This is a genomic window from Caulobacter sp. GW821-FHT05F04 (genome assembly GCF_059419665.1).
The window spans coordinates 567,521-581,394 of sequence record NZ_JBWKSF010000003.1 but is presented as its reverse complement, the minus strand read 5'-3'; the positions used below and the strand labels follow the sequence as shown (position 1 = coordinate 581,394).

Here is a 13,874-nt window from a genome sequence, read left to right as displayed (position 1 = left end):
CAGATGACGTCTCCAAGGTATGAAGACGCAGCGTGACGGATATCCCCCGAGCCAACGGCGAAATTCTTCCCGGACAGTCCCGCTCAGGCTCGCCCCAGCCGCGCCGTCGCGCATTTCCAGGGGCGCGTCGACGGCGGACTTCAAGCCCTGACCGCTCCGGCGCGACCATCCTCGACGACCCAGGTGTTCAGCGTGGCGACCGTGGCGCGGGGGTCTCGGACATCCGAGATCGCCTTGTAGCGGGTCGTCATCCGGCCTCGCCCCACGTCGATCGACATGTAGCCGCGCACCCGGCTGTCGAAGAACTTGATCTGCGGATTGTTGGGCATGGCCGCCATCAGACCTTCATACGGCGGCCCCGACGAGGTGATCGAGGTGCCGACGAACTCGGTGGCGATGGTGGCCGAGGCCGGATCGTCCGCGTTCAGCTTGACGTCATTGGTCCAGAACGAGTGGTAGTCGCCGCTCAGCACCACCGGGTTGCGCGGCTTCAATGTCGTGATCGCCTGGGCCAGGCGGTCGCGCGCGCCGGGGAAGCCGTCCCAGGTGTCGGTCCAGAACTTGGTGTCGGGCCCGCCGTCACCGAAGCGCAGGCCGGCCATCACCAGGTCCTGCCCCAGCACGGTCCAGCGCGCCTGGGTGTTGGCCAGGCCGTCATACAGCCAGCGCTCCTGGTCGAAACCCAGGAACGTGCGGGCCGGATCGCGACGGTCGGGACAGGCCGCGTCGGTGACGATCTGGCCCTTGCCGCCGTTGGGACCGTCGGCGCAGGGCTGGCGCGAGCGGTACTGGCGGCCGTCTAGCATGAAGAACTCGGCCAGCTTGCCGTAGCGGACCCGGCGGTAGATCGGCATCTGCAGGCGCGCGTCCAGCCGCGTGCGGCGGATCGGCATGGCCTCGTAGAACGCCTGATAGCCCGCCGCGCGGCGGCGACGGAAGCTATCGGGCGAGACGCCCGGCGTCTTGGACCAGATCCCCGAATAGTCGTCCTGGATCTCGTGGTCGTCCCAGGTCGCCAGGCACGGCGCGACCTGGTGCAGGCGCTGCAGGTCGGCGTCGGTGCGATGCAGGGCGTAGCGGTTGCGATAGCCGGCCAGGGTCGTGGCCTCTTCCAAGCCGTAGGGGCGGACGATCTGGTCCTTGCGGTCGGGGCCCATCGAATATTCGTAAATATAGTCGCCGAGGAACAGGGTCAGGTCCGGATTCTCGTCGGCCATGTGGCCATAGGCGCTGAAATAGCCGCGCTCCCAGTGCGAGCACGAGGCCACGGCCAGGCGCAGGCGGTCGATGTCAGCGTTCGCGGCCGAAGCGGTGCGGGTGCGGCCGACCGGGCTCTGCTGGCCGAGCGCGGTGAAGCGGTACCAGTACGGGCGGCCGGGGCGCAGGCCGGCGACCTCGACGTGGACGCTGTGGGCGGCGGCGGGCTCGGCCATCGCGTCGCCGGCCATGACCACGTGGCGAAAGGCCTCGTCGGCGGACACTTCCCAACGCACGGGGACAGCGGCGCCCATGCCGCCCAGGCCGTCGGCGGCCAGGGGATCGGTCGCCAGGCGGGTCCACAGCACCATGCCGTCGGGGGCCGGATCGCCGCTGGCCACGCCTAGCGGAAAGACATAGGCGCCACCGGCCTGGGCCTGGCCGAAGCGCAGCACGGCCGGGGCGACGATCAGGCCGGACAGCAGCGCGCGGCGGTTCAGGGTAAGCGAAGACATGACGACTCCTAGAGCTGGGTCCAGGCGCCGACGCCCTTGGCCTCGGCGACCGCGCGCACGCGGCGCTGCACCGGGGTGGGCGAGCCGGCGACGCGCGGGTTGGAGACGCTGACGAAGCTGGCCTCGACCGCCTCGCGCGTGACATGGACGGCGACGAAGCCGATCGCCAGGTGATCGCACCAGACGATGTCGCGGTTACGCTCGGCCAACCGCTCGCCGAAGGGCGCGTCCTTCATGGCCAGAACCACGCCCAGCGACGGACCGGTGAGCGTGCTGGTCGACAGCTCCACAGCCACCCGCCCTTGCTCGTCGTGCAGTTCGTTGACGAAGGCCATGTGGCTGTCGCCCGACAGCACCACGGTGCGCGCCCCGCTGGCGCGGATGGCATCGTAGACCCGTTGTCGCTCGGCCGCGTAGCCCGACCAGGCGTCAAGGTTCAGCAGCGGCAAATCGAGCTTGGTCAGCTCGAAGAAGCCCTTCAGGGCGCCCGAGGTCGGAGCCCAGCGGCTCATGTCCGGATAGGCGTAGTCGGCCATCACCGTGGCGCTGCCCAAGAGCACCCAGGGCCGGCCGGCGGCCACCGAGCCGCGCATCTCGCCAGCGATCCAGTCCACCTGCTGCTGGCCCAGCATCCGGCGCTCCGGGTCGGCGATCTTGCGGCGGAAGCCGTCGAGGTCGGGGCGCTGGTCGGGCAGCCGGTCCAGATCCTTCGGCAGGGCCAACTGGGCCTCGCGGGCCTTCAGCCGGGTCTCGGGCACGATCAGGGTGACCAGGTCGCCAAACGCCACCGCGCGCTGGATGGCGTAGGGATCGGCCGGGTCAGGATCGCGGATCGGCATCCACTCGTAATAGGCGCGGACGGCGGCGACCTTGCGGGTTTCCCAGTCGCCGTCCTTGGCCGGATCGTGGTGCTGGGCGCCGTGCATCCAGTCGTCGTTGGCGATCTCGTGGTCGTCCCAGGTGCAGATCCACGGCGCGCGCTGATGGGCGGCCTGAAGGTCGGCGTCCGTCCGGGCCTGGGCGAAGCGGCGGCGATAGTCCTCGATCGTGACGGTGTCGCGCGGCGGATCGGCCGGCCGCAGGGTGGGCAGGCCCGGATAGGTCGAGGCGCCGTACTCGTAGATGTAGTCGCCGACGAACAGCACCGCATCCAGCTTCGGCCGCTCGGCAATGGCGCGGTAGGCCTGGAAATAGCCCATGGTGTACATGGCGCAGCAGGCGACCACGAGGTCGAGCTGGTCCAGCCGTCCGACCGGCAGGGTGCGGGTGCGGCCGACCGGCGAGCGCTGGTCGCCAGCCTCGAACTGGTACCAGTAGTCGGTGGCGGGCTTCAGCCCTTGCGCCATGACCTTGACCGTGAAGTCCCGCTCGGCCAGGGCGATGAAGCGCCCTTCTCCCACGACCTTGCGCATGGCCGGGTCCGTGGCGATCCACCAGCGGCCGTCGACTTCACCCAGGCCCGTGACCCGCGTCCACAGCAGCATCCGGTCCGGGCCCGGCTCGCCGCTGGCCACGCCGTGGCGGAAGGCGGTCTCGGCGGCTTTCGCGCCGGAGGCCAAGGCCGCCGCGCCCAGGGCCAGGCCCGTCCCTACGACCCGTCTGCGATCGACCGTCATGACAAGCTCCTATCCAGAACGAGGAAACCTCGCCGCGGCGCGAAACGCGCGCCGCGGCGAGGCCGATGGCCGAAGGGGAAACGGCCGTCGATCAATAGCGCCAGCTGACCCGAACGCCATAGGTGCGCGGCTCGTGCGGCGAAGCCGTCGCCGCCGAGATGAAGGCGTTGCGGGTCTCTTCGAAATAGTCGTCGGTGGCGTTGTTGACCCAGACGCCGACCGCGTACTTGCCGTTGGCCGGGCGGGCCGTCAGGCTGGCGTTGAACAGCCAGTAGTCGCCGATCACCGAGTTGGACGACGTGCTGAACATGTCGCTGCGGTAGTTGTAGTTGGTCTCGGCCTCGACCTGCCAGGCGCCGACGTCCATCACGTAGCTGATGGCGCCCTTGTAGTCGGTGCGCGGGAACGGCAGGCGCTCGCCCGAGCGGTCGCTGTAGACGATCTTGTTGTATTGGCCCGTCACCGGGTCCTTGGCCGCCTCGGTGGCGGTGGCGTTGACGAAGAAGAACTCGTCATACTGACCGTACTTGTAGCCCAGCGACTGGCTGATCGTCAGGCGCGCCGTCGGCTTCCAGGTGATCTCCAGCTCGCCGCCCTCGATGTGCGACTTGGGGACGTTGATGATCCGGCCGACGCGGCCGGTCTGGGTGTAGAGCACGCCCTGCAGCTGCTGGTCGCGGTAGTCGTAGTAGAAGGCGGCCAGGTTGACGCGCAGGCGGCGGTCGAAGAACTCCGAGCGCAGGCCCGCCTCGTAGGCGATCAGCTTCTCCGGATCGAACGGGTCCAGCTGCGTGGGCAGGCCGCTGTTGTAGGTGGTGAAGCCGCCCGACTTCACGCCGCGCGCCACGCTGGCATAGCCCAGCACGTCCTTGGTGAAATGGTACTCGCCGCCGACCTTGCCGGACCATTCGCCCATGTGGCGGTCCTTGTCGGTGTTGGCCAGCCGCGAGTAGGTCGGGGCCAGGATCTCGGTCTTGAAGCCCTTCAGCTCGCGGGTCTCGTCCTCGTAACGCAGGCCGCCCGACAGGGTGAAGCGGCTGGTCAGGTCGTAATCGAGGTTGAAGAAGGCGCCCGTGGTCTCGACGTCCTGCTTGTAGGTGGTCGAGAACCAGTTCTTCAGCGTCGAGGCTTCCGAGAAGTCCGAATAGAAGCCGCCGTCGACGGACTCCGTGGAGTGGTAGAGGCCGGCCAGCCAGCGGAACGCCTGGTCGCCACGCGAGGCCAGGCGCACTTCCTGCGACAGGGTGTCGATATCGTTGAAGAAGAAGGTGCCGGCTTCGTTCGAGGCCGTGGCGTCCCAGTCGTTGAACTCGCGACGCTTGAAGGTCTCGTAGCCGACCACCGCCGTCAGGGCGGCCCAGCCGAAGTCGTGGCGCAGGCGGACGTTGGCGCCGACGCCCTCGTTGTCGCGGAACGGCTTGGCGTTGGTCGAGGCGCCGATCAGATTGGCGAAATAGGGCGTGATGCCCCAGCCGGTGATCCGCGGGTCGCTGTCGATCGGGTAGAGCTTACCGATCGGGGCGTAGTTGTGCGACTGGAAGGCGCGGGTGACCAGACGCAGGCCCAGGCCGTCGGACTTGTCGCGGTTGTAGCGCAGCGAGCCGTCGATCTCGGTGACGTCGCTCGGCTTCCAGTCCAGCTTCAGCCGGGCGGCCCAGCGGTCCTTGTCGCCCAGCTTTTCATGGGTGTCGCGGTGATACTGCCAGGCGCCGCCCTGGTCGGTGGTCATGGCCAGGCGGGCCGACAGGGTCTCGGTCAACGGACCCGAGACGAAGCCGTCGACATGGGCGGCATTGAAGCGGCCGTAAGACGCGGTCAGGCCCGCGTCGAAGGTCTGGGTCGGGGCGTTGGTGATGACGCTGACCGCGCCGCCGGTGGTGTTACGACCGTAGAGGATGCCCTGCGGACCGCGCAGCACCTCGATGCGGGCCACGTCGAACAGCGCGCCCTGGGTCATCGAGCCGTAGGGATAGGCGACCTCGTCGACATAGACGCCGACGGTGCCGGTATTGTTGGCGGCATAGTCGGTCAGGCCGACGCCACGGATGCGGAACTGCGGCTGGCCGCCGCCCAGCTGGCTGGTGACCTCCAGGTTCGGGACGCTGTTTTCCAGGTCGTTGACGGTCTGGATGTTGCGGCGGTCCAGTTCGGCGCCGCTGACCACGGTCAGGGCGGCGGCGACCTTCTGCTCGGATTCGGCGCGGCGTCGCGCCGTCACCGTGACCTCGTCCAGACGGGTGGAACTGGCCTCATCCGCCGCCGGAGCGACCGCCTCGGCCGCCATGGCCGGCCCCGCGAAGATCGCGGCGCTTCCCATCAGCAGAGCCACGAATTTCACTTTCGACAGTACACGCATCACGCCCCCTCTTCCCGACGACAAACGGCCGGAAAAATCAGTTGTTCGACATCGAAGGGGATATAGGAGCGGCCCGTGTCGCTTTGATGAAGCCCGAACGAAGGAACTCTTTCACGCGCCCCTGGGCGAAACACAACCAATGAGAGAATTGAATAATATCGTTCGTTCGACGCGCTACGCGGTCACGGGCACCAGGGCCAGCGCCGCCGCGCCAAGCCGCGCTTCCGCCCCTTGAGCCTCGGTCTCAGGGAAGGCCGCGCTCAACAGGGCCGAGCCCTTGATCCAGATCGCGAAACGCATGGCGCCGAGGCGGGTCATGTCGAACGTCGGCGGCCACACGGCCTCGCGCCGCGCATAGGTGCCGCCGCCTTCGGGGCCACGCAGCAGCATGGCCATGTTCTCGAAGGCGGCGTCGCGCCGGGCGATCAGGCAGATCTGCGCGATCAGGCGGGCGTACTTGACGTAGAAGCCGGCGCGCCCCGGGTCTTCGGATGATCCCGGCCGCAAGGTCGGCGCCAGCAGCGCCGCCAGGCCCTCCAGGTCGGCCGGCCGCTCGCGGTCGCGCGGACTGCGGGTGTCCAGATAGTCGGGGATTTCGCGAAACACGCTGTGCCAGATCGCTTCGGTCAGGAACGAGCGCATGTCGGCGAAATGATAGAGGATGGTCGAGGTCGAGACCCCGGCCGTCTGGGTCACGGCGCGGTTGGTGACCGCCCCGATGCCGCGCTCCAGGATCTGGTCGGCGGCGATGTCCAGCAGACGCATCTTCACCGACCCCGGCGCGTGACGCTTGCTGGGCGGCTCCGGCAGAACCAGGGCGTCGGTGAACCATCGCGCCACCTTGGCCTCGCCGCCGGACGGCTCACCGAACGCCATGGCCAACAACCCCTCCAGGCTCTCGCGAAGCAGCAGTTCGTAGTCGAGCCGCCGCGCCAGGGCCGCGGCGTAAAGCTCTTCCATCAGCAGATAGGGCAGATAGACCGCGCCCAGGCGCGCGAGCCGGGCGTCACGGGCCAGCAGCCCCTCCAGCTTGCTTCGCCGCATCGCCAGCCAGCGCGCCAGCGGTTCGCGCGCCGCCTGGGCGGCCTCGGGATCGATCAGAACCTCTTCCCAGATCCGGGCGAAGCGCGCCGAGGGCTCGGCCCGCGCCAGGACGTAGCGCGCGGTGATGTCGACCATTCGCCGCTGATCCAGGACCAGTCCGTCGACCTGGGACAGAAAGGCGTCATGGAACGCCAGATCTTCCTCCATCGCCGCCTCGACCATGGCGCCCAGCACCCCGGCCTTGGTCTGGAAGAGATTGAAGATGACGGTCGTGCTCTTGCCGATCGCCGCGGCGAGGTCGCGCACCGACAGCGCCGCCAGCCCCTGCCCCGCCACGATGTCCATGGCCGCCGCCACCGTCCGCGCACGGGCGTCGTCGCGGTCAGGAGCGGTGAAGGCCATCGGGTCCGATCGTGCTGGCATCGCGCTATGTAAGCCAGATTCCGGCGCGCGCCGCGCGTTTCTGCTCGCCCGCCCGACAACATTCCGCCCGTTGCACGGCGGCGTCAGTCGGATCTCATGGCGCAATCGGCCGATCCGTCCCAGAGCACCGCCTTAAGGCCCCTTAGGCCTCCCCCATCACCGAACGTCGCCCCGGTCGTCGCCGCACTTCACGCTCCAGCGCCACGGCGTTGACCAGCACGCCGTCCCTGTCGTGGATCGGAAAGACCTCGACCTCACACCGATAGGCCTCGCCCGACTTGCGATAGTTGATCAAGGCGACCTTCATCCGCTTTCCTTCGCGCAGCGCGCGCGCCAGCGTGCGGCGCGTCGCGAGACTGGTCTTCTCGCCTTGAAGCAACCGGGGCGTTTGCCCCACCAGTTCCGAACTCGAATAACCGGTCATGCGCTCGAAGGCGCCATTGACGTACAGGATGGTCGGCCCTGGATGCGAAAGCTCGCCATCCGTGACAACCACCGCCGTCTCCGAGGCGGCTGTCAGGGCGGCCACTAGATCCTCTAAGCCCATACTCTCACAACCCACGCACTGAACTCACCCACCGCGACTGCGGCTTAGATGAGATCGGCCAGATTGCAATTCACTTGCTGTTAACCGTGGCCAATCGTCGCGCTTTCAGGTGGTTGCTCAGTTTGGGGAGGCTTTGCCTGCGTCACATCTGCCCTTTGAATAGGAAATTAGCACCTCGTTAGTATTTTGCAGCAACGTTCATGCAACAATGTTCTTAGAGCGAAATCGAACCGCCATGCTGTTTTCGAATACGGCCAAGACCAAGCAAGCCGCCATCGTCGCCGAGCTGCGCGAGCTAAAGGCTCAGGTCGCCGCCATGGACCGGTCCCAGGCGGTGATCGAGTTTAAGCTCGATGGAACGATCCTTCGGGCCAACGCCAACTTCCTGAACGCCCTGGGTTACCGGGCGGAGGAAGTCGTCGGAAAACACCACAGCATTTTCGTCCCGCCAGCCGAAGCGGCGAGCGCCGACTATCGCGCCTTCTGGAATGAGCTCAACAGCGGACAGTTCGTCGCGCGCAAGTTCCTGCGAATCGGCAAGGGGGGCGCCGAATGCTGGATCCAAGCTTCGTACAACCCCGTGCTCGATGAGAACGGCAAGCCCTATAAGGTCATCAAGTTCGCCACCGACGTCACGGCCATCGAGAATGAGCGAATGCGTTCCGAGGGCGAGCGGCAACGCGCGGCGGAAGAGCAGGAGGAGGTTGTCGCCAATCTCGCCGAAAGCCTCAAACGCATGGCGCAAGGTGACCTGACGGCTCGGATCAGCGCCCAATTCCTGGGTCGCTATGCGCAAATCAAGGACGACTTCAACGCCGCGATCGACAGCCTGCGCGAAGCCATGAGTGGGATTACGGCGACGACGGGCGGCTTGCGCGCCGGCGCCGATGAAATCTCCAGCGCTTCGGACGACCTGTCGCGCCGCACGGAGCAGCAGGCCGCCAGCCTGGAGCAGACGGCTGCGGCCCTGGACGAGATCACGGCCACCGTCAAGCGAAGCGCCGAAGGGGCCAAGCAGGCTTCATCCGCCGCTTCGGGCGCGCGAACCGACGCCGCCCGCTCGGGTGAGGTCATGCGCGACGCGGTCTCCGCCATGGGCGAGATCGAGCAGAGTTCAGGTCAGATCACCCAGATCATTGGCGTGATCGACGAAATCGCTTTCCAGACCAACCTCCTGGCCTTGAACGCCGGCGTCGAAGCCGCTCGGGCGGGTGAAGCCGGGCGCGGCTTTGCCGTCGTCGCCCAGGAGGTCCGGGCTTTGGCCCAGCGGTCGGCTGAAGCGGCCAAGGAGATCAAGACCTTGATCGCCAGCAGCACCGCCCAGGTCGAACGCGGCGTCAAGCTCGTCGGCGACACCGGCCAAGCGCTGACCGGGATCGTGACCAAGATCGCCGAGATCGATGTCCTGATCTCCGAAATCGCCACGTCGTCGCAGGAACAAGCCACCGGCCTGAATGAGGTCAATACCGCTGTCAATCAGATGGATCAGGTCACCCAGCAGAACGCCGCCATGGTCGAGGAAGCCACCGCCGCGGCCGCCAATCTGAAAACCGAAGCCGCCGAGCTGGCCTCGCTGGTCGCGCGCTTCCAGACCGGCGCGCCCGCCACGCGCGTCGAACGCGCTCAGCCTGGTCGTCATGCGCCAGCGGCCAATCCCGTGGCGCGAGCCCAGGCCAGGATAGCCGCTTTCGCGCGGCCCGGTGGCGGCGCTCAGGCGGCGGCGCAGTCCTGGGAAGAGTTCTGACCCGCGTCGAGGGAGACGGCCAGATGGTGAGCGAGAGCAGCCTGCCCAGCGCGGGCAAACTGGAGCTGATCTCCTTCGAGATCGGCGGCCAAGAGTTCTGTATCGACATTCGCAGCGTGAGAGAGATTCGGGGTTGGACCGCGGCGACGCAGATGCCGCACACCCCGAGCTACATGCTGGGGGTCATCAACCTTCGGGGCGCGGTGATGCCGGTCATCGACCTGCGCTGTCGCTTGGGTTTAGGCATGACCGAAGTCTCGTCGCGCCACGTCATCGTCGTGATCCAGCACGGCGCGCAGTTGGCCGGCGTCCTCGTCGACGGCGTTCAGGAAACCTTCCAAGTGGACGCCAGCGTGCTGCAGGAGCCTCCGCAGATCGAAACCACGACATCGGACCTTTTCGTCGACGCCATCATCCCGATTGGGGATCGCTTGCTCAGCCGGCTGGTCGTGAGCGCGCTTCTGCCAGCCCAGCGTCTCGTCGCGTAGGAAGCACTCGCTTCAGCCCCCACTATCAAGAGCGGCCAGCGTTACGATTGTCCGCTCGCGAGCGGGTTCGGCGCCTGACCCGGGTGGCCACCGCTCGACCGCTCCAGTTCCTGCCGCATGCGCAGCACCTGGCCGCCGAGGCTGGTGATGTCGTTCTGCAACTGGGCGTTCCGGCGCTTGAGATAGTCGTTCTCGCGACGCATCGCCTGGGCGTCTTCGTCGGTCATGGGCGCGCCTCCCCGATCGTGGACCGCGGGGTCATGCGAATGACCGCCCGCAGCAGGGCCGCGCGATCGGGATGGAGGCCCGGCGCCAGCAGTTCCTTCCGCGCCCCCTCCCGGATCTCGCCCTTGTGCCGACCGCCAAGGAAGAAGGCCTCGGCCCGCACATCCCGCATCGAAACCTGGCGCACGCCGAAGATCGCCAACACGGCGCCCCACGGGTTCATTGAAATACCGCGCGCGTGAGCTCGCGGACTGGACTGTTCGAGGGGGAGGACATGACGTCCCTCCAGGCCGACGAGCCCGCATGGCGCGGGGTAATCCGTGGCCCGGACAAGATAGCGCGATCCAAGGCCAATAGCTCCCCACGACGCAATCTTTTCCCCGCCCCGCGGCCGCGCGTGCTAGGGTCTTGCCGAGGCGCGCAGTAACGCCATCCGGCCCTGCCCCTCCCAGCGGACGGTCCCAAGGTCCCGAAGCCGGGGCGCCCAGACGCTCTCTTCCAGACATCAAATCACGGTCGACCGCTTCAGGTCGGGCTTGGCCCGGCCTCCGCGCGCACGCTCGCCCCCTCCCCCACGGCCCTTGAAAGGAAAACTCTCTTGTCCAAAGGCAATCGTGAAGTCCGCAAACCCAAGACCGCCAAACCCAAGGTGATCGCCGCCGCCCCCCCGACGCTCTCGCAGACCCTGGCGCCGCGCAAGAAATAGCGGCCAGCCCCCAGACGACCGAGCGCCGCGGACCGGCGCGCTCGACGAAAAGGCCACGCCGTGAACACCTCCCCCGGAACTCGCCCCTCGGGCCCTAAGGGCTTGGAAGATCTCCGCTCGACCAGCGGCCAGCCCTCGCGACCCCATCCCATCGCCCCCCGGGCCCCGCGAGGCGCCAGGTCTTGATCCAAGCCCCCCGCCGCGCGCCGCCGACAATCGCCTACCTGATCCTGGTCCATCGCTATCCCGAACAGTTCAAGCGGCTGTTCAAGGCGATCCACGATCCGGCCAACCACTACCTCGTCCATGTCGATAAGAACGCCGGCCCTGAGCTGGAGAACGACCTGCGCGCGTTCCTCGCCGCCTATCCCAACGCCGCCGTCCTGGAGAGCAAGCGCGCCCTGTGGGGCGGCTACAGCCTGGTCGACGCCGAGCTGCGCGGCATGGCCCGGCTGCTCGAGATGGACGCCCGGTGGGACTACTTCATCAACCTGAGCGGCCAGGACTTTCCGCTCGCGACGCAGGGCCGCATCCGGGACTTTCTCGACGCCAACCGGGGCCGGGAGTTCATCCGGGTCCTCGACCAGGCCAGGAGTCGCCCCGAAACCATGGGCCGCGTTCTCGGGCACGTGGTCGAACAGGGCGGCCGCATCATCGACAGCCTGGTCACGCGGCTCTTCTTGAACGACGCCACGCCCTATATCGGCAATCAGTGGAAGATCGTCAGCCGGGCGTTCTGCGAGTTCGTCTGCCATGACCCGTCGGTCGATCGCTACAAGGCCTTCTACCGCAACACCTTCATCGCCGATGAGGGCTTCTTCCAGACCGTGATGATGAACACCGCCATGCATGGCGAGATCGTCAACGACGACCTGCGGATGATCGACTGGGTCCCCGACGGAGACATCAAGCTTCGCCCCCGCACGTTCACCAAGGCCGACGCGGACAGGCTGACGTCGAGCTCGGACCTCTTCGCGCGCAAGTTCGACGCCGAGGTTGATGGGGAGATCCTCGACATCCTGGAATCCCATCTGCGGACCCAGCTCGTCGCCAGCGAGCGCGCTCTGGCGGCCGTCCCCGATCCGCTCGCGATGTTGGTGGCCTAGACACCGCGAACCGGTGTCTCCTTCAGTCGATCAAGGAGTCGCGGCTGGATTGTCCTTCTGAAGGCCATCCAGCCGGCGCCCGGCTAGCGCGACCGCGACTCCAGGTCTCCATCGCCCTAGATCCCGCTCCCGCCACCGCGGGCACATGGACAGTCGACTAAGAGCTCGCGCTATTCGAGCAACACGTCCAGGAGGCGGACATACTGCTGCCCGCTGTGCATATCGCGCTCGACGACGCCACCTTGGGGCGACTTCCTGGGATAGGAGATCTTCAGCACGCTCAGGGAGTCGACGGCGAAGCGCTTCACCTGTGTCGGATCGGCGCCGTAGGCCTCGCCGATCGCCTCGGCCGAGAGCGCGGGCGCGTCCTTGAACCGCGCATAGGACTCCGGTCCGTCGAAGAAGACGTCAATCGTCACCCAAAAGGGCCCGGCGTTCTTCGAGCGCACCTGGTGGCAGACCTCACGCAGCGTGACCATGGTCCGCCTCCTTGCCTTGTTCGAGGTTGTCCTGGTCAAGGTCGACCCAGCGCGTGCGAACCAGTTCGAAGGGATCCGTGGTCTCGACAACATGATTGAGCTTGAACTCGAAGACCTGGCCCCGCTCGATCTCGGCCGGGGAGAACGGGAAGGCGTAGCTGGGCAGCTCGATGCCCATGCGGACAGGAAAATGGAAGAAATAGGGATTGCAGGCCTTGGCGATCTGGGTGGCCAGGGCTTGGCTTTCGGCCGTGGCCACGAACAGCAGGCCCACCTCACGCGGCGGCGGGGTTCCGGCTCCTGGCGTCTGACCTGAGACAGCGTTCCAGCCATAGGCGCGTAGCGAAATGTCGAAGTCGCCGGCCGCGTCGCCCATGGCGCGATGGATGCGCTCGTTTAGCGCCTGCGCCATTCGCGCCATGAACCCTTCGAGATCGGCCAGCACCGCGGGGTCCTCGATCCCCACCAGCATGACCGTTTGAAATGGCCCGCCAGCGGCCCCTTCCAGCTTCATGGTGTAGGGTCCGGGCGTCCATCGCGAGCCGGTGACCCGCACGCTGCGATCGTCCAACGCGAGGTAGACCGAACCGGTGACGTCCAGCACGCCGCCGGGTTCAACCAGACGGAACGGATCGCTGTTCTCGTAGAGCATGTGGGCCGAGACGGTGTGCGGCTCGCAGCGGTTGTCCGGCGAAAGCGGCGCGATGTCGAAGCCTTCGTCGTCGACCGAGAACAGAATGCCGGGGTTCATCGGATTGACCGTGCATTGCCCCCCGCACTCGGCGACCTTGGCGCCGTGCCAGGCCGGACCGGCGGCGGCGCCCAGCATCAGAGGCACGGCGGCCAGGACCGCTGTATCCGTGGTGCGTCCGCCCAGCACGATCTCGGCGCCAGCCCGCAGCGCGGCGACATAGGGCTCGGGCCCAAGCAGGGCGACGATGTGGGCGCAGTCATCAATGACGCCGTCATCCAGCGCGCCCAAAGGCGGTAGAGGATAGATACGGCCCTGCGCGTTGCGGGCCTTCAGCACGGCCTTGTCCTGCTCGGAATAGAGCACCGCGATCCTGGGCGAGATCCCCTGCTCGACCGCGATCTCCCTCACGATCTCCAGGGTCCAGTCGACGGCCTCGTCACAACCAGAGGTGCCACATGAACCGACCAGCAGCGGGATTCCGGCCCTGGCCCGGGCCGCCATCAGGATCGAGAGGTCGCGCTTGACCGCCGCGCGGCTGTACTTGGACTTGCCCGTGCCCAGATACGCCGGGCCGCTGTCGGTGGAGCCGGCGTCCAGGGCGATGGCGTGGGCGCCGGCGGCCAGGCCCGCCTCGACCTCGTCGGGCCGCACACCGCCGCCCAGCGCCCCACAAGGCACCAGGACCTTGACGCCGCCCTCCGGTAGCTTGCCGTCGTACATGGAGACATCCTTCG

11 protein-coding genes and 1 pseudogene are annotated in these 13,874 nt (G+C 67.3%); 3 read left to right on the top strand and 9 right to left on the bottom strand.

The features are described from left to right. Positions 1–140: 140 nt before the first annotated feature. From AC07R7_RS11410 to AC07R7_RS11390, 5 genes are all read right to left on the bottom strand, one after another. Positions 141–1,712 carry an alkaline phosphatase D family protein gene (locus AC07R7_RS11410; protein WP_494635211.1) on the bottom strand — a complete coding sequence of 524 codons (1,572 nt, stop codon included), beginning with the start codon at positions 1,710–1,712 and terminating at the stop codon, positions 141–143. 8 nt (positions 1,713–1,720) lie between these two features. Further along, positions 1,721–3,328, bottom strand: coding sequence for an alkaline phosphatase D family protein (locus AC07R7_RS11405; protein ID WP_494635210.1), 1,608 nt, complete (start codon positions 3,326–3,328; stop codon positions 1,721–1,723). Between the two features lie 91 nt (positions 3,329–3,419). Further along, complete coding sequence (locus tag AC07R7_RS11400) at positions 3,420–5,684, bottom strand: TonB-dependent receptor (protein ID WP_494635209.1); 2,265 nt, start codon at positions 5,682–5,684, stop codon at positions 3,420–3,422. A 174-nt stretch (positions 5,685–5,858) separates the two neighbouring features. Then, on the bottom strand, positions 5,859–7,130 hold the full coding sequence (locus AC07R7_RS11395; RefSeq protein ID WP_492888694.1) for a TetR family transcriptional regulator: 1,272 nt from the start codon (positions 7,128–7,130) through the stop codon (positions 5,859–5,861). Between the two features lie 163 nt (positions 7,131–7,293). Next, on the bottom strand, positions 7,294–7,680 hold the full coding sequence (locus AC07R7_RS11390) for a PAS domain-containing protein (RefSeq protein WP_492888695.1): 387 nt from the start codon (positions 7,678–7,680) through the stop codon (positions 7,294–7,296). A 253-nt stretch (positions 7,681–7,933) separates the two neighbouring features. Here AC07R7_RS11390 and AC07R7_RS11385 point away from each other — a divergent pair, with 253 nt between their 5' ends. Beyond that, positions 7,934–9,442 (top strand): methyl-accepting chemotaxis protein, encoded by a 1,509-nt coding sequence (locus AC07R7_RS11385; protein WP_492888696.1) that lies wholly within the window; start codon positions 7,934–7,936, stop codon positions 9,440–9,442. Between the two features lie 23 nt (positions 9,443–9,465). Next, a complete protein-coding gene (locus tag AC07R7_RS11380) occupies positions 9,466–9,930 on the top strand; it encodes a chemotaxis protein CheW (RefSeq protein ID WP_492839897.1) in 465 nt (154 codons plus the stop codon). A 41-nt stretch (positions 9,931–9,971) separates the two neighbouring features. Here the strand turns inward: AC07R7_RS11380 and AC07R7_RS11375 are convergent, their stop codons facing one another. Both AC07R7_RS11375 and AC07R7_RS11370 read right to left on the bottom strand, forming a co-directional pair. Next, the gene (locus AC07R7_RS11375; protein ID WP_492839896.1) at positions 9,972–10,157 is read right to left on the bottom strand and encodes a hypothetical protein; all 186 of its coding nucleotides are present in this window, start codon (positions 10,155–10,157) and stop codon (positions 9,972–9,974) included. Beyond that, positions 10,154–10,357, bottom strand: coding sequence for a hypothetical protein (locus AC07R7_RS11370; protein WP_494635208.1), 204 nt, complete (start codon positions 10,355–10,357; stop codon positions 10,154–10,156). The genes AC07R7_RS11375 and AC07R7_RS11370 overlap by 4 nt, the downstream gene beginning before the upstream one ends. Before the next feature lie 605 nt (positions 10,358–10,962). On the opposite strand from AC07R7_RS11370, the pseudogene AC07R7_RS11365 reads away from it, so the two are divergent. After that, positions 10,963–11,967, top strand: a pseudogene (locus AC07R7_RS11365) (beta-1,6-N-acetylglucosaminyltransferase); the annotation flags it as partial. Positions 11,968–12,137: 170 nt separating this feature from the next. Here AC07R7_RS11365 and AC07R7_RS11360 read toward each other — a convergent pair. Both AC07R7_RS11360 and AC07R7_RS11355 read right to left on the bottom strand, forming a co-directional pair. Continuing rightward, positions 12,138–12,446: a DUF4387 domain-containing protein gene (locus AC07R7_RS11360; protein ID WP_492839893.1), complete on the bottom strand. Its 309-nt coding sequence runs from the start codon at positions 12,444–12,446 to the stop codon at positions 12,138–12,140. After that, complete coding sequence (locus tag AC07R7_RS11355) at positions 12,430–13,860, bottom strand: acyclic terpene utilization AtuA family protein (RefSeq protein ID WP_494635207.1); 1,431 nt, start codon at positions 13,858–13,860, stop codon at positions 12,430–12,432. The genes AC07R7_RS11360 and AC07R7_RS11355 overlap by 17 nt, the downstream gene beginning before the upstream one ends. Positions 13,861–13,874: the final 14 nt, after the last annotated feature.